At 63.6% G+C, this 18,817-nt stretch carries 14 protein-coding genes; 7 read left to right on the plus strand and 7 right to left on the minus strand.

Translation table 11 applies throughout. The annotated features are described in order from the left end of the window. Window position 1: 1 nt before the first annotated feature. The 3 genes from CLV78_RS07505 to CLV78_RS07515 form a co-directional block, all read right to left on the minus strand. Window positions 2–319 carry a hypothetical protein gene (locus CLV78_RS07505; RefSeq protein ID WP_106204166.1) on the minus strand — a complete coding sequence of 106 codons (318 nt, stop codon included), beginning with the start codon at window positions 317–319 and terminating at the stop codon, window positions 2–4. A 98-nt stretch (window positions 320–417) separates the two neighbouring features. Then, entirely contained in the window at window positions 418–1,554 is a 1,137-nt protein-coding gene (locus CLV78_RS07510) for a hypothetical protein (protein ID WP_106204167.1), read from the minus strand. Beyond that, on the minus strand, window positions 1,551–2,330 hold the full coding sequence (locus tag CLV78_RS07515; RefSeq protein WP_106204168.1) for an SDR family oxidoreductase: 780 nt from the start codon (window positions 2,328–2,330) through the stop codon (window positions 1,551–1,553). Before CLV78_RS07515 ends, CLV78_RS07510 begins: the two co-directional genes overlap by 4 nt. Before the next feature lie 157 nt (window positions 2,331–2,487). Here CLV78_RS07515 and CLV78_RS07520 point away from each other — a divergent pair, with 157 nt between their 5' ends. Next, window positions 2,488–3,513 (plus strand): Hint domain-containing protein, encoded by a 1,026-nt coding sequence (locus tag CLV78_RS07520; RefSeq protein ID WP_106204169.1) that lies wholly within the window; start codon window positions 2,488–2,490, stop codon window positions 3,511–3,513. A 132-nt stretch (window positions 3,514–3,645) separates the two neighbouring features. Here CLV78_RS07520 and CLV78_RS07525 read toward each other — a convergent pair whose 3' ends face one another. Then, entirely contained in the window at window positions 3,646–4,272 is a 627-nt protein-coding gene (locus CLV78_RS07525) for a ParA family protein (RefSeq protein WP_106204170.1), read from the minus strand. Window positions 4,273–4,700: 428 nt separating this feature from the next. Here CLV78_RS07525 and CLV78_RS07535 point away from each other — a divergent pair, with 428 nt between their 5' ends. From CLV78_RS07535 to CLV78_RS23840, 3 genes are all read left to right on the plus strand, one after another. Next, window positions 4,701–6,308, plus strand: a complete 1,608-nt coding sequence (locus CLV78_RS07535) for a peptide chain release factor 3 (RefSeq protein ID WP_106204500.1) — start codon at window positions 4,701–4,703, stop codon at window positions 6,306–6,308. A gap of 203 nt (window positions 6,309–6,511) precedes the next feature. Next, a complete protein-coding gene (locus CLV78_RS07540; protein ID WP_106204171.1) occupies window positions 6,512–7,171 on the plus strand; it encodes a hypothetical protein in 660 nt (219 codons plus the stop codon). A 221-nt stretch (window positions 7,172–7,392) separates the two neighbouring features. Then, on the plus strand, window positions 7,393–7,701 hold the full coding sequence (locus CLV78_RS23840) for a Dabb family protein (protein WP_158263472.1): 309 nt from the start codon (window positions 7,393–7,395) through the stop codon (window positions 7,699–7,701). A 414-nt stretch (window positions 7,702–8,115) separates the two neighbouring features. Here CLV78_RS23840 and xseA read toward each other — a convergent pair whose 3' ends face one another. After that, the gene (xseA, locus tag CLV78_RS07550; protein WP_106204173.1) at window positions 8,116–9,669 is read right to left on the minus strand and encodes an exodeoxyribonuclease VII large subunit; all 1,554 of its coding nucleotides are present in this window, start codon (window positions 9,667–9,669) and stop codon (window positions 8,116–8,118) included. Window positions 9,670–10,271: 602 nt separating this feature from the next. On the opposite strand from xseA, the gene purD reads away from it, so the two are divergent. Further along, a complete protein-coding gene (gene purD / locus CLV78_RS07555) occupies window positions 10,272–11,543 on the plus strand; it encodes a phosphoribosylamine--glycine ligase (RefSeq protein ID WP_106204174.1) in 1,272 nt (423 codons plus the stop codon). A gap of 775 nt (window positions 11,544–12,318) precedes the next feature. Here purD and CLV78_RS07560 read toward each other — a convergent pair. Together CLV78_RS07560 and CLV78_RS07565 are read right to left on the minus strand one after the other, a co-directional pair. After that, on the minus strand, window positions 12,319–12,909 hold the full coding sequence (locus CLV78_RS07560; RefSeq protein ID WP_106204175.1) for a TetR/AcrR family transcriptional regulator: 591 nt from the start codon (window positions 12,907–12,909) through the stop codon (window positions 12,319–12,321). Window positions 12,910–13,171: 262 nt separating this feature from the next. Continuing rightward, window positions 13,172–14,797: a TadE/TadG family type IV pilus assembly protein gene (locus CLV78_RS07565; RefSeq protein ID WP_146136657.1), complete on the minus strand. Its 1,626-nt coding sequence runs from the start codon at window positions 14,795–14,797 to the stop codon at window positions 13,172–13,174. A gap of 380 nt (window positions 14,798–15,177) precedes the next feature. On the opposite strand from CLV78_RS07565, the gene CLV78_RS07570 reads away from it, so the two are divergent. Together CLV78_RS07570 and CLV78_RS07575 are read left to right on the plus strand one after the other, a co-directional pair. Further along, window positions 15,178–16,608 (plus strand): Glu/Leu/Phe/Val family dehydrogenase, encoded by a 1,431-nt coding sequence (locus CLV78_RS07570; RefSeq protein ID WP_106204177.1) that lies wholly within the window; start codon window positions 15,178–15,180, stop codon window positions 16,606–16,608. A 394-nt stretch (window positions 16,609–17,002) separates the two neighbouring features. Next, a complete protein-coding gene (locus CLV78_RS07575; RefSeq protein WP_106204178.1) occupies window positions 17,003–18,637 on the plus strand; it encodes a TadE/TadG family type IV pilus assembly protein in 1,635 nt (544 codons plus the stop codon). Window positions 18,638–18,817: the final 180 nt, after the last annotated feature.

Raw genomic sequence — 18,817 nt, forward strand, 5'->3', positions numbered from 1 at the left:
TTCAGGAATTGCCACGACGGGTGCGCCGCAGGCTGCGCGAGGACACCCCGGACCACCGGTCGCAATAGGTCCGCACCGCCAGCCAGGTCGCAAGTGACAGGATGGCGGAGGACAGCGCAGCCTGTCCCGGCCGGGTTGGAATGCCCAGTATCGTGATGACGAACAGGTTGCCGACGATCACCAGCACCGCAGCATACAGCAGCCAGTGCAGGCTTCGGGACATGCATGCCCGCCGCATCGCGAGCGCAAGAACCGCCAGCATGGCGATCATCGAGGCCTGCACGAGCCCCGGTTCAAGGGCGGAATGGACACCAGTCATTGGATGCTCCTGACGTGCATCCCCTCGCGGGCGCCACCATCTGCCGTCTTGGTTAAGAAACCCCTACCGGCGACGTCGTCATCACGGTTTCTCCTTCGCTATCCTTCGTTCGGCGCGAGGAGATCAAAGGCCCGCTCGCCAAGGATGCGTCCGTTTGCCTGCACGCGAAGAACGTGCCGCCCCGGATACAGCGTGAACGTCGTCGCGCCCCCCTTGAACCTGTGCCGCTTGGTAAGCGTCACGACGTTGCCCGCCGGGACCACCGTGTCCTTGAGCTTGAAGACTTTCTGGCGTCGTCGGCCCGAGGCGGTGGCAAAGTCGATCACGTAGTCCACGATCACCCGTTCCCGCTGTGCCGCACGCAGCCGAACCGCGATTTCGGCCACATCGTTGATTGCAACGGCGTCCGGCACCTCCAGCGCCTCCAGCACGACGTCGGCATCCGCGCGATACCCAAGCAACTCCATTGCCGCCGGATCGCCCGCCTTGATCCGCGTGCGCAGCGCGTGCCGTGTCATCCAGTCGAGCTCCCCTTCGGACTGCCGCCCAACAGCGCGCCACTCCGCGAGCCGGGTGATGACCACTTCCGGAGACACCTTTGATATGTCGTTGAGGTGATTGGCCACCGACCGCGTCACATACCGCGTGGAATCGCTGTGCAGGCGGTCCAGCAGCGGCAGCGGGCGGAGCGGATCGAGGGTGACCTTCTGCGCCCAGGGCAGTCTGGGCCGCGTGCCTTCGCTCACCAATCGGCGAACATGGTAGTTCGGATGCTCCACCCAGCGCTCCATCCGCGCCAGCACCTCTTCCGGCCATCGGTTCAGGAACGACCGAATCGAGAGCTCCATAGAGAACCGCTGCGTCAGCGCCTCGAAGAGGTCGAGCGACAGATCGGGATGTGCCTCCGCCCCCATCCGCTCCACCACCACGCCGAAAGGCGCGATGATGAAATCGCCGAAATCGTCATCGGTTCGTGTCGGGTCGAGCGGCGGCGGAAGCGCTCGGAAAATGACCGCTGCGGCCTGTGGGAAAGCATCCGGAAGCTGCGCCTGAAGGCAGGTCGCAATCCAGTCGATACGTGCCTTCAACTCCAGCTCCGGCAACCGCCCCATGACCTGTTCCACGAACAGGGACCTGTCAAACCCCGGATCGGCCACCGCCATCCAACCGGCCAGAAGCCCCACCTTTTCCACGTTGAAAAGGTGGTCTTTCAGGCTGAAACGGTCCTCTGTCACATCGACAGGTTCGTCGCGCCGCCGTCCAGCAGGACGTTCTGACCAACGATGAACCCGGCATGTTGCGAACACAGGAAGGCACATGTCGCGCCAAACTCTTCGGGCGTGCCGTAGCGGCGGGCCGGGATTGTCTGCTCTCGCTGCGTCTTCGCCTCCTCGAAGGTGATACCCGCCTGCTCGGAGACGCCCTTGTCGAGGCTCACGGCCCGGTCGGTCGCGTGGATCCCCGGCAGGAGGTTGTTGATCGTCACACCGTGCGGAGCGACCTGGCGCGAGGTGCCAGCAACGAAACCCGTCAGGCCGGCACGCGCGGCGTTCGACAACCCCAGCACCGGCACGGGTGCCTTCACGGACACGGACGTGATGTTGACCACCCGGCCCCAGCCGCGCTCCATCATGCCCGGCACGAGCGCCTTGATCAGCGCGATCGGCGTCAGCATGTTGGCATCCAGCGCCTGCACGAAATCGTCGCGCTCCCAGTCTGTCCACATGCCGGGCGGCGGACCGCCCGCGTTGGTCACGAGGATATCCACATCGCCCGCCGCATCGAGCACCGCGCTTCGCCCTGCCGCATCGGTGATGTCGGCGGCGACACTGGTCACCTCGACCCCATGTTCCGCGCGAATGGCCTCGGCCGTCGCTTCGAGCGCCTCTGCGCCACGTGCGTTCAGGACGAGGTCCACACCGGCAGCGGCCAACGCTTCCGCGCAGCCCCGGCCCAACCCCTTGGAAGAGGCCGTCACCAGCGCGCGCTTTCCAGAAATTCCAAGATCCATGTCGTCTCCCTTCGCCGCCCGGAATGGCGGTCCTGTTGGCGGAACCTGCACCGCGGCGCAGGCCGCCGCAAGGGCTTCAGGTGATTGACGGACGACCACCGGGGCGGCTATCCGGTCCCATGCGGCCCTGGCGCCGCGCGCAAAACAACTGGGTCAGATGCCGGACGATCTCCACGCCGACTACCACTGCCATGTCCTGCCGGGCGATTGCTTCTCGGTGATCTCGGGGGCGAACCTCGGTGATCCGCTGCTCGAGATGGAGGAGCTCTGCCCGGGCGATGTCTACCGGCTGGCGAGCGATGCGCAGGCGTTGCAACTGGCCATCGCAGACAGCGAGAGTTCGGGCGGCCAGGTGCTTTCTCCCGGCGCTGCCACCAAGCGGGTCGCGCCGGGGACGGAGTTCGGCACGCCCGGGGCATCCATCGAACTGACGGCTCGGTTGACGTTTCTCGCCCCCGAAGGGCACAAGGTAGACCTGCTGCTGCTGGAGGTGACAAGCGATGCCGCGTCAAAAGTGGCCGCGCTGCCACTGGAACCGATGGCGCCCGGACAGGGGCATACGCTCATCGGCATCGACGAGGCTCCCGGCGCGCAGCGACTGGCCGATATCACGTCCCTCGCCTTCGGACGCGGGACCCATGTGACCCTCGCCGACGGGCGGCAGGCCCGTGTCGAGGATTTGCAGCCCGGCGACCGACTGCTGACCCGCGACCACGGCCCGCAGCCGCTCCGCCGCGTCATCAAACGCACGGTGCGCGCCGTCGGCCCCTATGCGCCCGTCGTCATCCCGAACGAAACACTGGGCAATGCCGGAGACCTGATCCTCTCGCAGCATCAGAGGTTGTTCATTTACCAGCGGGGAGAGGATCGCCTGACCGCCACCGCGGAGATGCTGGTCAAGGCCGCCTACCTCGTCGATGACGAGAAGATCTATATCCGGCCGGGAGGGTACACGGATTTCTTCACTCTCGTCTTCGACCACCACGAAGTGATCTATGCCGAGTGCATCCCGGTAGAGAGCCTGGAAGTGAACAGCGCCACCCTCGCCACCCTGCCCAAGGACATTGCCCGCGAAGTTGGCGATGCCGAGCTTGAGCATCGCCCCCACATCGGAACCGAGGCCGATCGTATTGCCGGCAAGGCCGCACGCGATCGGCTGTTGAAAGATCGCAACCCACGCTAGCTTTCGGGATCCATTTGTGCGGTTGGTGCCCCACAACGGTTTTCCCGCAACGCTGGTTTCCCGGTCAGCGGATCCCGCGCGAGCGCCGAGCCAATTTCCCTGGAATGACCCATTGGGAACGGCCGCGAGTGCCTATTTCACAAGGGAGTTGAGGACTGGCGTCCATTGTTCCCGCATCGGGCGATACATCGCCTGCCCCTTGTCGAAGATCGAAAGCCCGTCTTCAGCCAGATCACCATAGGCCACCCTTTCGGTGATCCGGGCAATGGGCGGCTGGCCGACCTTGGCAAAAAACGCATCCAGCCGCGCGTTTGCCCTGCCGCGCGCCTTGATGCGGTTGGCCAGAAGCTCGATACCGACTTTCCCCTTGCGTATCCGCTTGATATCCTGAAGGTCTTTCAGGAACCGCTTGGTGCTGTCCGCATCGAAGAAGGACGGCATCACCGGACAGATCACCGCTTTGGCCTCTGCCACGAGGTTCTGGGAATCCTCGTCATAAAGCGCCCCCGGAGCGTCGATCACGACCCAGTCCACCCCCTTTGGCACTTCGCCCAGGGATTTGTGGGACGTCCAGTCGAGATGCCGGATCGCGCTGACCCCTTTCGGTCTGCGCTTGAGCCAGCGGGTCGTTGATTTCTGCAAATCGGCATCGGCAAGGGCCACCTTCCAGCCACCATCGGCAAGCGCGGCCGCCAGCGTGATCGCCGTTGTCGTCTTTCCACAGCCACCTTTTCGATTGGCGATCAATACCGTCTTCATTCGCATCGTCCTCCTCGGGATTCTTTATTCTTTTCAACAAACTGCTTTATGAAGTGCCGGATTTCGCGGGCCGCCGAGGTATCCAGTTCCTCGCAAAGACGCACGAACCTGTCCCGATCCTCGACAGGTATCCGGATCAACAACTGCCCGTCCTTCTTGTTTTTCTTCGTCCTGCCATCTGCCATGGCGCCCGCCTGCATTCTCCATTTGCATATACAGTGTATATACAAAGCGCCTGACACCACAAGAGCGCACACAATATCTGGTAGGCGCCCATTCTAGTAGCCACAAGCGACCGGCCCACCGGCACCGACTCCCCAGCCGACCCAGAGCCAGTCGCACCTGTGTCGTATCCGGGCGCACGACCGCCCCGGGCGAGGGCCCCGGAACGGATTGCCCCTGCGCCGTTGCTCGCCTATATGCGCCCCATGTTGGACACAGCCACAAACCGCCCCGACCTGCCGCCGGAGATTGCCCGTCGCCGGACCTTCGCGATCATCTCGCACCCCGACGCAGGCAAGACGACGCTGACCGAGAAGTTCCTCCTCTACGGGGGCGCGATACAGATGGCGGGGCAGGTTCGCGCGAAGGGCGAGGCGCGGCGGACACGATCGGACTTCATGCAGATGGAGAAGGATCGCGGGATCTCCGTTTCGGCTTCAGCGATGTCCTTCGATTTCGGCACCTTCCGGTTCAACCTCGTGGACACGCCGGGCCACTCCGACTTCTCCGAAGACACCTATCGGACGCTGACGGCAGTGGATGCGGCGGTGATGGTGATCGACGGCGCCAAGGGCGTGGAAAGCCAGACGCAGAAACTGTTCGAGGTCTGCCGCCTGCGTGACCTGCCGATCATGACCTTCTGCAACAAGATGGATCGCGAGAGTCGCGACACGTTCGAGATCATCGACGAGATCCAGGAGAACCTGGCCATTGACGTGACCCCGGCGAGTTGGCCCATCGGGCGCGGCAGCGAATTCGTCGGCTGCTACGACATACTGCGCGACCGGCTGGAGCTGATGGATCGCGCGGATCGCAACAAGGTGGCCGAGAGTATCGCCATCGAGGGGCTGGACGACCCGAAGCTGGCCGAGCACGTGCCCGAGCACCTGCTGGAGACCTTCCTCGAAGAACTGGAGATGGCCAGGGAACTGTTGCCTTCACTCGATCCGCAATCGGTCCTCGAAGGGCACATGACGCCGATCTGGTTTGGTTCCGCGATCAATTCCTTCGGCGTGAAGGAGCTGATGGACGGCATTGGCGCCTACGGCCCGGAACCACAGGTGCAAAAGGCCTCCCCGCGCGAGATTGCGCCGGAGGAGAAGAAGGTCTCGGGCTTCGTTTTCAAGGTGCAGGCCAACATGGATCCCAAGCACCGCGACCGGGTTGCCTTCGTGCGCATGGCCTCGGGCCATTTCAAACGGGGAATGAAGCTGACCCATGTGCGTACCAAGAAACCGATGGCGGTCAGCAACCCTGTTCTGTTTCTTGCCTCCGACCGCGAACTGGCGGAAGAGGCTTGGGCAGGCGATATCATCGGCATTCCCAACCACGGGCAACTGCGCATCGGCGACACACTGACCGAGGGCGAAGCGCTGAAAGTAACGGGCATCCCCTCTTTCGCGCCGGAATTGTTGCAGGCGTGCCGAGCGGGCGATCCGCTCAAGGCAAAGCATCTCGACAAGGCATTGATGCAGTTTGCCGAAGAGGGGGCGGCAAAGGTCTTCAAACCGTCCATCGGATCGGGGTTCATCGTCGGCGTCGTTGGCGCGTTGCAGTTCGAAGTCCTCGCGAGCCGGATCGAGCTGGAATACGGATTGCCGGTTCGGTTCGAGCCGTCACAGTTCACCTCGGCGCGCTGGGTCACGGGCCCAAAGGAAAAGGTCGACGCCTTCGCGAATGCCAACAAGGGCCACATGGCCGAGGACAATGACGGTGACCTCGTCTATCTGACCCGCTTGCAGTGGGACATCGACCGCGTGGAACGGGACCATCCGGAGCTGACGCTCAGTGCGACCAAGGAAATGATGGTCTGACCTGCCCCCATGGGGGCAGGCGCCGGGGTGCTTGAGCGCGTCACCAGCGAAACTGCACCACGTCACCGGCAATAGCCGGTCATTGGCGGCACTCCCATTGTCGGCTACCGTCTGAATGACCGGCACGCTCGCCGGGACCCGACCTCTGGACGGGACGTCGGCCACGGGTCCTGTGGCCGTGGGCACCAGACAGGAGCGGCATCGTGGCATCTTGCAGTGACGAGACTGGAACCGAACGCGGCAGACCGCGCCAGAATCGTGTCCTTCCGACGGGCGAGATCGTTGCCGTCACCTGTCGCGGGACGATGATGGGCAATCGGGGGATCCTGCACGATTCCAAGGGCATACTTGGACAGGCACGTTGGCGCCACAAGGCGTGGATCTGCTGCCGGCTCGCTTTCAAGAAGCGACAGCGACAGGTCATGGCGCCGGGGCAATACACCGAGCTGTTTTTCCTCGACGAAGCCGTTGCCCTCGCCGCTGGCCATCGCCCCTGTGCGGAGTGCAGGCGAGAGGCCTACCGTGCATGGCAATCGGCCTGGGCGCGCACCTTCGGGCGGACCGCCCGCGCCCCCGAAATGGACGATGTGCTGCACCGGGACCGGGTCGGGCGCGACAGGCGCCAGATCCGGCACATTGCGCCACTCGGAGGGCTTCCCGATGGCGCATTCGTGCTTTGGCGCGGGGTGCCCAGCCTGTGGTTCCGCCGCCAGCTTCGCGGGTTTTCCACCGACGGATACACAAGCGCGCCATCGCATGACGCGAAGGAGAAGGTCGAGGTCCTGACACCTGCGGCAACGATCGCCGTCATGGCGGCCGGGTATCGGCCCGCTGTGCATCCCTCGGCGCAGTTGGAGGTTTGACCGTCCGCCTGTCCTCCGCATCCGACATCCCGGCCCGGATGCAGCATGAGCCTGTTTCCCGACACGCTGCGAGCGCGGTCGTGCCATACTGCCGAGCAAAGGTGCTGCCCACTGAAGCCCGGCAACCACCGTCTTTGCTCAGCGCTCGGCGGGCCGTGCCGACTGCAACATTGACAGGCTTGAATGTGGCCTGCCAGATGGCTTGCAGGGAGGAGGCGACCATGCTTCGGCACATCGTGCTGCTGACTTTCAAACCGGACGCGACGCCAGAGCAGTTGGAGGCCTGGCGCATGGCAGTAGTCGATATGTGCGAAAGAAGTGCGGACGTGCTGTCGTTCACGCTTGGCAGCAATGTCGGTCATGGCCCCAACCACTACGACTCCGCACTCGTCGCCGATTTCGAGGATATCGAGGCTTTTCGCCGATATGTCGGCGGAGCACTGCACAAAGCCTATGTCGAAAACCACGCTCGCCACGTGGTCGACAGGATCGCGGCGATCCAGCACGAGGCCTGGCGCCCCGACGATTGATCTCCATATCCCTTGCGGCGCCGGACAGGCGGGCACCGGTTATTCTCCCGGATTCGCGATGCTGCCCCGGTAGAACGGAACGGGCTGGGCAGCGGCGGATCTCCAGCGCCGCCTTCTCTAGATCACTCCCTGAGAACTACAGGGTAGGCTCTCGGCTCCACGGATGGCGACATTGACCGCGCAACTCTGCAACGCTCAGTCACGTCGCACACTCGGTGCTGGCGCCAAAGTCTACCGACACAGGCCTGTCCATTCCCTGACTCAACACAACGACATCACAGGGAACGCACTGAAAGGAGCGATTCAGATTGCGATTCCGAGGTCGATTCCGGGGCGATCACGCCAACGAAGTGCGGCCGCCGGTGGTCGCGTGCGAACGTCGCAGGCATTGTGTCGGACGCACCGGCGGCGGGGTCAGAACAGGCTGCCCTGCTCCGGTTTGGACCCTTTCGACTTGCCCGCACGGGCGGCGCCGATCTTCAGGCTGCCATCGTGGAACTGGATCTCCAGCGCGCGGGCAGCCTCGGCTGTCTCTTTCGAGGTGACGACATTGCCGTCCCCCCGCACGACCGCGAACCCTCTGCGCAACGTCTCCTCGTAGTTCAGTGATCGCAGAACCCGGTCGAGCGCGGTCAGGTTGTCCCCCTTCTGGCGCAATCGGGACGCGAAGGCGGCGTCGAGGCGGCGGCCAAGACCTTCGGTGTCCTGCTGACGCCGCGCGATCTCCCGCCGGATTGGTCCGGACGAGAGAAGCCGCTCCGAGCGGTCAAACCGCGCGCGAGCCTTGTCCACGGGACGCGCAAGCGCCTGGTCGAGCCGGGCAGATCTGGTCCTGAACTGCTCTTCGGCACTTCGAAACCGTGACGCCAGTGCCTGAGGGCGCAGGCCTGCCGTCCGCTGCGCGAGTCCGATCTTCCGGTTCTGCACTCCGGCAAGAAGCGCCGCAGGCAGCCGGACGCCCGCATGATCGAGCCGTTGCGATGCCCCGGCAAGCAAGGCGTCGGCGCGGGGCAGTGCCCGGCCCAGATCGCGCAGACGCTCGCCCCGGCGGCTCATGCCTCGGGCAAGACCAGCGGACAGGCGGGCACCGAGAGCATCCAGCGACGCCATCAGGTCGAGGCGAACCGGCACGGCAATCTCAGCGGCCGCAGTCGGCGTTGGCGCGCGACGGTCGGAGACATAGTCGACAAGCGTCGTGTCGGTTTCGTGCCCCACGGCGGAGATCAGCGGGATCTCGGACGCGGCGGCAGCGCGGGCCACAACCTCCTCGTTAAAGCCCCAGAGATCCTCGATGGAGCCACCGCCCCGCGCGACGATCAGCACATCGGGACGAGGCAGCGCGCCGCCGGGGGTCATGCGGTTGAACCCTTCGATGGCTGCCGCCACCTGCGGAGCACAATCCCGCCCCTGCACAGCGACGGGCCAGACGAGCACCTTGCGCGGGAAACGCTCGCGCAGCCGGTGAAGGATGTCGCGGATCACCGCGCCGGACGGGGATGTCACGACGCCGATCACGTCCGGAAGGTAGGGCAAGGGGCGCTTTCGCTCCGCCGCGAAAAGTCCTTCCGCCTCCATCTGCTTCTTCCGCTTCTCCAGCATCGCCATCAACGCACCGACACCTGCGGGTTCCACCTGGTCGACGTTGAGCTGGTATTTGGACTGGCTGCCGAACGTTGTCAGGCGGCCGGATGCGACGACCTCCATTCCCTCCTCGGGGACCACGGTCAGCGCCGAGAGTTGTCCCTTCCAGCTCACCGACGCCAGAACCGAACGATCGTCCTTGATATCGAAATAGAGATGCCCGGAGCGTGCCTTGAACACCCGGCCAACCTCGCCGCGGACTCGGACACGTCCGAAGGCGCCCTCCAGCGTGTTCTTCACCGCACCGGAAATCTCGGACACCGTGTATTCGGGTGCGTTGGACCCTGCGCCGGGAGGGTCGAAATCGTCGTCGATCAGGTCGGACATGTCTGCTCTCGTGCCGTTTGCGACACCCTAGCTCCCGTGCCGTCGAATGGAAACCGGAGAGACCGACGGCATGCGGTGAATCGGGATGGGGCCGGGCACAGGAAAGGCGCGTTCGGCTCGTCTTTGTCCCTGCCCGGACGACAGCGACCTCCGCCCACACGCTGGTCCATGCTCCGTCTCGGACACAGGACTTCACCATGGCGATGCGCCGCCGCGTGGGGCACCGGCGCCACCATTTTGGCCACAGCCGCACGGCGTCCCTCCGTGCTGGAATCGGAAACGACCGCGCGCCAGCCCGGCAACCGCTCGTGCCAGTCTTGGTCGCCGGTTCCAAGGTTCACTGGCTCAAGCTGACCGATCCAGCCGCGGCATGTTGATCTGGCGGGCCAGCGCCTGTCGACCCGGTGCGAAGACCGCGCCTCTATGTCTCCGGCCCAGGGTACGCAACGGACCGACACCTTTTGTCTTCTGCGGCCCTCTCCTTCTCGGCATCGGAGAGCCGCGCGCCTGCAATGCGCTCAAATGCGCCACCGCGCCGACTTGTGATCCGCCGACGCCCCTCCTAGAAGCCCTACCAGAAGACAGCCGTCCGAGGAGGCGAGATGAACATATTGGTGCTCGGCGGCGGTGGCCGCGAACATGCCCTTGCCTGGGCGATCCTGCAAAACCCCAAGTGCGACCGGCTGATCTTGGCACCGGGCAACGCGGGGATTGCCCAGATCGCCGAATGCGCATCGCTCGATATCCTCGATGGCACCGCGGTTGTGGAATTCGCCGAGGCCGAGGCCATCGACTTCGTTGTCGTCGGCCCCGAGGCGCCGCTTGCAGCAGGCATTGCCGATCGCCTGGCCGAAGCTGGCATCCCGGTCTTCGGACCTTCGGCCGAAGCGGCGCGGCTGGAGGCTTCCAAGCGCTTCACCAAGGAAATCTGCGACGCTGCCGGTGCTCCCACCGCCGCCTGGGAGCGTTTTGACGCGCCCGACACCGCCAAGGCCTACATCCGCCAGCAGGGCGCACCTATCGTGGTCAAGGCCGACGGGCTCGCGGCCGGCAAGGGTGTGATCGTGGCGATGACCGAGGACGAGGCGCTCGCGGCCATCGACGAGATGTTCTCCGGCGCATTCGGAGCCGCTGGTGCGGAAGTGGTGATCGAGGAGTTCATGGAGGGCGAGGAGGCGAGTTTCTTTGTCCTCTGCGACGGGGAAACCGTTCTGCCTGTCGGCACGGCCCAGGATCACAAGCGCGTCGGAGAGGGCGACACCGGCCCCAACACCGGCGGTATGGGGGCCTATTCCCCGGCCCCGGTCATGACACCGGAGGTGACGGAAGCGGCGCTCGAACAGATCATCAAGCCCACCATGGCGGAGATGGCTCGGCGTGGCAGCCCCTACAAGGGCGTGCTCTACGCGGGCTTCATGATCAAGGATGGTCAACCGCGGCTGGTTGAATACAACGTGCGCTTTGGCGACCCCGAATGCCAGGCGTTGATGATGCGGCTGGGGGCACAGGCGCTGGACCTCATGCTTGCCTCGGCCGAGGGCCGGTTGGCTGAGCGCAAGGTCAATTGGGCCGAGGATTTCGCAATGACGGTTGTGCTCGCCGCGGATGGCTATCCCGGGACCTACGAAAAGGGCTCGGTGATCGGTGGGCTGGACAACCTTCCCGAAACGAGCTGGGAGATGATGTTCCACGCCGGCACCACGGAGGTCGACGGCCAGATCACGGCAAGCGGCGGGCGGGTCCTGAATGCCACCGCTCGTGGCCACAGCCTGCAGGAAGCTCGGGATCGTGCCTATGCCATGGCCGAGGCGGTGGACTGGCCGCAGGGTTTCTTCCGCCGGGATATCGGATGGCGGGCCCTCGGGGACGGCTGAACGGAGCGCGAGGAAGATCGCCGCCCGCGATTTGCCCCCGAGGAAAGCTACCTGACTGCGAGGCGGCAGTCGTTTCGCCCGACTTTTGGTGAGCCGAGCCGCCGCCGGAGCGCTAGCGGCACGACGGCTCCCCGGCGTCGCCTCGCATCCCGGCGCCTTCCTGCTGATGGCTTCGCTGAACGTTGCCGCTCACACAGGTGCGCATGGTGGCAAACGCGCCGTTTGGCAAGATTTCTGGGCCATTCGGAGACGACCCGGCTGAAGAACCAGCCGGCTGCCCCCTGAGTGCTGAGCTTGGGAATCGCACCAAACCGCGAGTATTCTGCTCGTTGGCAATCTAACAGGTGGGCCCCGCCCCACGCTACTACTGAGGTGCCATGCCAGCCCGTGGGAACGGGAGGCAAGCTTGGCCAGCGGCTTCGCGGATGACCTGGCTCTCTGCCGTTGCTCCTGAACGCAACGACCATGAGGTTCGAGCAGCCCTCACGCCCTCTGGGGAACAGGACGCGACATCCGCCGCCCACGACACGCGAGCGGCGCCCCGTCCTTCAGCCGGGAGCGTCAGGCCAAGTCTGGACGTGTCGCTAAACACCCATCGGGTCACCCAGCTACACCGGGGACAGCCGCCGAGCGGAGCTCGAGCGGCGATGGCGCCGCTTCGCGGCGTGTGACGGCGGCACGGCGATCACGACGCACCGTCGCTGCCAGCCGACGCCGAAGAGGTGCCTTAGAGGACGCCAGAGCGTTCGCACCCGCTCAAAGCGCCCCGACCCGCTCAGGCGACCCCGACCGCCCGCCGCGTCATATCCCAGTAGATCTGTTCGACCTCCTGCCGGCTGAGGCGTCCAGTGTCGCGAAACCATGTCGAGACGCCTGTCAGCATGGCAATGATGCCCATGGTCGCGAGCTTGGTGTCCAGCACCTCGAACACACCGGCCCCGGATCCGAACCGGAGGATTGTTTCGAGCTGCGCTTCGTACTGTCGCCGCAACCCCTCGATCACGTCAAAATTCTCCGGCTCCAGATTGCGAAGCTCCATGTAGGAGATGAACACCTTTTCCGGGCGGTCGAGGTGGTATCGCACATGAAACCGCGCAAAGGCTTCGAGCCGGCCAAGCGGATCCTCCGGGAAAGGCTCCGCCGCCCAGCTGTCCAGCAGGTGTTGCATGTGGCCTTCCAGCAGATCGAACAGCAACGCCTGCTTGTCGGCCGTGTAGGTATAGAGCGCTCCGGCCTGCACGCCGACCTCGCTCGCGATCTGCCGCATCGAAACGGCCGCATAGCCGTGCTGCGCGAAGAGCGTCAGGGCTGCGTCGCGGATACGGGGGCCGGTTATCTCGGCATGGGAGCCAGTCTTTCGTGCCATGGAAGGACTTTCCATTGAACGAGCGTTCAATTCAAGAGAGTTCCGGGCCGTGTCGCCAGGAACAAAGAGACCTTGGCCAAGTTGCGACAGGCAGGCCAACACAACCCCTGTCAGCCAAGGTCGAGCGCCGCATCCTTCCCGTAGCAGCCTCCTTGCCAGATACGGTGGCAACGGTCGCGCATGGCAAGGCATGGCCAAGACAAAAGCCCCCTGCTGCGAAGCAGGGGGCCTGGCTGTTGGTATCCCGCGTCTTTCGGCTTCGTCAGTTGGTCAGGCGAAGTGCGTTGATCGTGCGGGCAATCGCCGCAAATGCAACCGAGATGTCCTTGGCCTCGACATCAAAGAAGTTCGAGTCGCTGGAGGCGCAATCGGCAAGCGTGGTGTCCCCTTGGCCGTAGGTATCCATGCCGATGGTGAAGACGATCACACCCGAGTCCTTCGCCGCGCCACAGATGTCGCTCGTGCGATCATTCTTGGTTCCGGCTGCCCCGATCGACCCACTGTTGAACCGCGTGACGATCTGCTTCCAGTGCGTGTTGGCCGTGCCACCGAATGCCGGGGAGGCAAGATCCTCGGTGTACTTCTTGATCCCCATCGTGGCCCAAACCTCCGGCCAGGTCATTTGGACGGCTTCGGTGTCGCCTTCGGGCGCGTTGTTCCAGGTGTCATTCGAGTCCCAGAAGTAGGGCTTGCCGTCGGTCTTCGCCGGATTGACAACGGAGAACCGGCGAACGGTCTTGCCCTTGCTGTTCTCGAAGCTGTGCATGAACACCGGCGACTGGCCTTCACGGAAGGGATCCTTGATGTCCCATTGGTTGGTGTTCTCGCCGTCGGACATGACCACCAGCACCTTCATGGTGTTGGGCCGCTCGTAGGAGAAGGGCTGACCCTTGAGTTCCTCGTTCACCGTGCCGGCATCCACCATGCCGGACAGGACCGTGCTGGCACTCGGATCAAGCAGGGCGGCGCCCCATTTCGCGCCGATCTCGATGGACGTCCATCCCTGGCCTTCCATCGATTCGATACGCGCCTTCAGGTCCTCGGCATCCTGCGACCAGGGCGAGATCTTGCGGCTCTCCCAGACGGAACAGACAAGGTTCCGGTCATTTGGCGGCACGGACCGGTTGTTCGGATCGAAATGTCCGGTGCGCTCCATCGGCTCGGTGGTGGACAGGCCAGTCCTGGTGAAGTCGGCGTCGTCGAAGGTCACGCAATGAGAGGACGCGTGCTCGCCGGAAACATTGTAGTGGGCCAACAGTTCCTTGCCGGCGGTCACCTGGGTCGCGAAGGGAACAAGGGAGACCGAAACGATCCCGCCCTGCTCGTCCGCGGCCATAACCGTGTCGATGAACTCCTTTGCGGCAGGCTTGAGCAGGTCCAGACGATAGTCGTTGTTGTTTGCCATCGATCCGGAATTGTCGAGCACCAGCGAAATCTCCACGTCGGTGACCGATTCCGTCGCGACGCCACTTGCCGGGGCGGGCATCCGGTCCACGCCGATACGGCTGAGCAGGAGTGTGTCCACTTCAAGGGTGGCGGCGGCACTGACGGTCCGTTCTCCGGTGGTCTCGGTGACCGTGATCTCCACATTCGCAGGGTCGATCCCGGCCTTGGTAAAGTAGTCCTCGACCACTGTCCTCGGATCGAGTTCCTGTTCAAGATCGGCTGCCGCAAGAATTGCGGAGTCGGTGGTATTCTGAAGCTTGATGCGTGTGTATTCCGCCCGCACCGTATCAATGGCGATACCGACCGCAAGCAACATGCAGATCAATATGTAGAGAGTAAATATGATCGCGCCACCGTCTTCGCGGCGCAGGAAACGGGCTGCCCGCAGAGTAGCGGCAGCGCAACTCGCACGGTTTCCCGTGTGGTCTCGTGACAGCAACATTTTCAGCACCCTCAGTTCCCCCCGGAAATCTGGGCGCCCCAACCCGGATATCGTTTTGACACAAAAAAGCCGCGAGTTTGAGTCGCTTTCTCGCAAGCCACCTGTTTTTGCCTGATTTCTGACATTTTTGGCGAATTTCCGTTTCCTTAACGAGGACGGTTTCGCGAGACGTGCAGGGTTGTTTCAGAATTAACGCCTTATGCTCCGGAAAGTCGCCCGAATCGCCCGACAGAATCGGGCCGAAATCGGGCAGCATCCGACGGAGAAAGGTCGTGCCTTGTCAGGACTTCCGTCATAGGCTTGCCGCCACGGGGCCCGGGGCACGCGCGAAACGGCGATCGCCTGAGGACGGTGCATGGCCGGGCCGAAGGGAGGACCATATGAGTGCGCAGCGCGAACCCTCGTTCCGCGAATCCGTCGACCTGATGTTCAACCGGGCAGTTTCGGTAATGGACCTGCCGCCAGGCCTGGAAGAAAAGATCCGGGTCTGCAACGCAACCTACACGGTGCGGTTCGGCGTCCGGCTTCGGGGCAAGATCCAGACATTCACGGGATACCGCTCCGTCCATTCGGAACACATGGAGCCTGTGAAGGGTGGTATTCGCTTCGCAATGTCAGTCAACCAGGACGAGGTCGAGGCGCTGGCGGCGCTGATGACCTACAAATGTGCGCTGGTCGAGACACCGTTCGGGGGCTCGAAGGGCGGTCTTTGCATCGACCCCCGGGAATATACCGAGCACGAGATGGAGCGGATTACACGGCGTTTCGCCTATGAGCTGGCCAAGCGCGACTTGATTCACCCCAGCCAGAACGTGCCGGCGCCTGACATGGGAACCGGCCCGCGTGAAATGGCCTGGATCGCGGACCAGTACCGCCGGATGAACACGACCGACATCAACGCCGCGGCCTGCGTGACCGGCAAGCCGATCCATGCCGGCGGCATCCAGGGACGTGTCGAGGCAACCGGGCGTGGGGTCCAGTATTCGCTTCAGGAGTTCTTCCGGCATCCCGATGACGTGGCACGGGCAAACATGCACGGATCGCTCGACGGCAAACGCATCATCGTTCAGGGGCTCGGCAACGTGGGCTACCACGCTGCGAAGTTCCTCGCGGATCAAGACGGTGCGAAAATCACCGGCGTGATCGAGCGGGACGGGGCGCTGGTGGATGACAAGGGACTCGACGTCGAGGCGGTGCGCAACTGGATCGCCGGGCACGGGGGCGTCAAGGGCTATGCCGACGCCAAGTACGTAAAGGAAGGCGCGACGGTGCTGGAGAAGGATTGCGACATCCTGATCCCGGCGGCGCTGGAAGGGGTCATCAACCTGTCCAATGCGGCGAATGTGAAGGCAAAGCTGATCATCGAAGCGGCCAACGGCCCGGTGACAGCAGGTGCCGACGATGTCCTGCGAAACAAGGGCGTGGTGATCATCCCCGACCTCTATGCCAACGCGGGCGGTGTGACCGTCTCCTATTTCGAATGGGTGAAGAACCTCAGCCATATCCGCTTCGGCCGCATGCAGCGACGTCAGGAAGAGGCGCGCCATCAGCTTCTGGTCAACGAGTTGGAACGGTTGGACCGGTATCTTGGCGACAGTTGGTCAATGACACCGACCTTCAAGGACAAGTATCTGCGCGGCGCCGACGAACTGGAGCTGGTGCGGTCCGGTCTCGATGACACAATGCGGATTGCATACCAGTCGATGCGAGAGGTCTGGCACAGCCGGGATGAGGTCACGGACCTGCGCACCGCGGCCTATATCGTGGCAATCGAACGCGTGGCCCGCAGCTATCGCGACAAAGGTCTCTAAAAGGGTTTTCGCAAGGCAATCCCGACCGCAGGCACGGGACGCCGGTCGGGACCAGCGAGCACAGCGCGCCGGGCGGCTTTCGCTGCGGCGCGCCTGCACACCGGCCCGGCCTTCCACAGCCAAAGGCCGGGAGCCCGAACACTCCAACGGAATCCCTTGGGCAAGAAAACCCCTTGGCCGAGCCAACTTGCAAAGATCCCCGCCCGGGCCCCGGCGAAATGCCACACCTGATTGCGGCAACTTAGGGGCGGAACCCCACAAAACCTGTTTGAAACGGCAGAAAACTACGCGATCACGCCTAGTTGGCGCCCCAATTTGGCCCCTTTGCGCCGCTGAAATGTCACTCGGAGGACCCGCATCCGGGTTTTCGCCCCTTTTTACCTTAGGTGACACGATGACGCCCGACCAGCAGAACGCTCCGCTTGCCCCGCGCCAATCCACCCGGACCATTTTGCTCCGGCAGACCATGCCCGGATTGGCCCGACGATTCCGGCGCGACGAGTCCGGTGGCGCCATCATCTTCACGCTGTATATCGCCCTGTGCATGCTTGTCGCCGTGTCCATGGCCATCGACATCGTGCGGTTCGAATACCTGCGGGCCCACATGCAGTACACGCTCGACCGTGCAGTGCTCGCCGCTGCCGACCTCGACCAGCAGCTTGAGCCGACCAGCGTCGTGCAGGACTTCTTCAACAAGGCCGGCCTTGAGGACTACCTCGCCGAGGTGGACGTAGACGAGGGGCTGAACTACCGGACGGTTTCCGCATCCTCCGAGGCAACCCTCGACACCTTCCTGATCGACCGGTTCGGGATCAAGCTTCTGAGCGTTCCCGCTGCAGGCACCGCGAATGAAACCCGCGGCGACGTGGAGATCGCGCTGGTGCTGGACAACTCCGGCTCGATGGGCAGCAACAACAACTATCGCCTCAATCTTCTGAAACCCGCAGCCAAGGAGTTCGTTGATGCGGTCGTTCGGCCAGTGTCCGCCGAGGGCACCACGTCCGTGTCGATCGTGCCCTTCGCCACACAGGTGAATGTCGGCCAGGATCTGTTGAGCTACTACAACACGACAGGCGAGCACAATTACTCCCATTGCGTGACGTTCTCCGATTCCCACTTCGAGAGCACATCGCTGTCGCGCACCAATCTGCTCACCCAGACGGCGCACTTTGCCCCGGACTCCAACACCTGGCGCGTCACCGACAACCAATCCCCCTGCCCGACGAGTTCGCAGCGGGCGATCCTGCCATGGTCAACCGACGCAGATGAGCTGAAGGACATGATCGAAGCCATGTGGGCCGGTGGCTGGACCTCCATCGAGATTGGCGCCAAATGGGGCCTCACGCTCCTCGATCCGAGCACCCGCGGCATCCTCAATGCCAAGATCGCGAAGGACGAGATCGATCCCGAACTGGAAGACCAGCCCTTCGACTACACCCGCGACAACTCCATGAAAGTGCTGGTCGTGATGTCTGACGGCGAAAACACGAACCAGTACGACATCAAGAGCGGCTACCGCAGCGGCATGTCCAGCATCTACCACTACCAGTTGAGCAGCGGCACCAACGTCTACACCTACTACAAGAACCGCAGCGGCTCGAACGACTGGTACTGGATCTGGGAACGGGACGGCAGCACCAAGGGCTCTGGCTGGTACGACTACCAGTACGAATCCAGCAAGATGGAGAAGCTGAGCTGGCCGGAGGTCTGGGACCACATGGGTGTGGAACGCTGGGCCGCCATCATGGATGCCGCACACGGCAACGGCACCAACTACTGGGAAAACAAGGTCACGCAGCGGATCTATTCCAGCACCAAGAATCCGCGGACCAGCGACATTTGCGCCGAGGCGAAGAATGCCGGAGTGATCGTCTTCACCATCGGCATGGACACCTATGGCCAAGGGGACGCGACATTGGCGGATTGCGCCTCGTCCGACTCGCATTTCTTTGACGTCGCGAGCCTGGACATCTCGACTGCCTTTGCCTCCATTGCCCGGACCATCAACCAGCTCCGACTGACGAACTGATCCGGGACGTGAACAACACGCGGATCCGCCGGGAATTGTTGGCGGATCCGCAAAACTGAACCCGATCCGCCCCATTTCCGCCACACCGGTGCGGTTTCTATATTTCCGGGGACAAACGATGCGCCCGCAAGGGCTGCGCGGGACGGTGCAAGACAATCGGAATGGGAGTAGCTCCCGGAC

It is taken from the genome of Aliiruegeria haliotis, assembly GCF_003003255.1.
GTDB lineage: Bacteria > Pseudomonadota > Alphaproteobacteria > Rhodobacterales > Rhodobacteraceae > Tropicimonas > Tropicimonas haliotis.

Coding starts and splice junctions, on each gene's coding strand:
- CLV78_RS07575 (WP_106204178.1), top strand. CDS start 17,003: ATGACGCCCGACCAGCAGAACGCTCCGCTTGCCCCGCGCCAATCCACC.
- CLV78_RS07520 (WP_106204169.1), top strand. CDS start 2,488: ATGCCGGACGATCTCCACGCCGACTACCACTGCCATGTCCTGCCGGGC.
- CLV78_RS07515 (WP_106204168.1), bottom strand. CDS start 2,330: ATGGATCTTGGAATTTCTGGAAAGCGCGCGCTGGTGACGGCCTCTTCC.
- CLV78_RS07560 (WP_106204175.1), bottom strand. CDS start 12,909: ATGGCACGAAAGACTGGCTCCCATGCCGAGATAACCGGCCCCCGTATC.
- CLV78_RS07535 (WP_106204500.1), top strand. CDS start 4,701: ATGTTGGACACAGCCACAAACCGCCCCGACCTGCCGCCGGAGATTGCC.
- CLV78_RS07505 (WP_106204166.1), bottom strand. CDS start 319: ATGACTGGTGTCCATTCCGCCCTTGAACCGGGGCTCGTGCAGGCCTCG.
- CLV78_RS23840 (WP_158263472.1), top strand. CDS start 7,393: ATGCTTCGGCACATCGTGCTGCTGACTTTCAAACCGGACGCGACGCCA.
- CLV78_RS07570 (WP_106204177.1), top strand. CDS start 15,178: ATGAGTGCGCAGCGCGAACCCTCGTTCCGCGAATCCGTCGACCTGATG.
- purD (WP_106204174.1), top strand. CDS start 10,272: ATGAACATATTGGTGCTCGGCGGCGGTGGCCGCGAACATGCCCTTGCC.
- xseA (WP_106204173.1), bottom strand. CDS start 9,669: ATGTCCGACCTGATCGACGACGATTTCGACCCTCCCGGCGCAGGGTCC.
- CLV78_RS07525 (WP_106204170.1), bottom strand. CDS start 4,272: ATGAAGACGGTATTGATCGCCAATCGAAAAGGTGGCTGTGGAAAGACG.
- CLV78_RS07565 (WP_146136657.1), bottom strand. CDS start 14,797: ATGTTGCTGTCACGAGACCACACGGGAAACCGTGCGAGTTGCGCTGCC.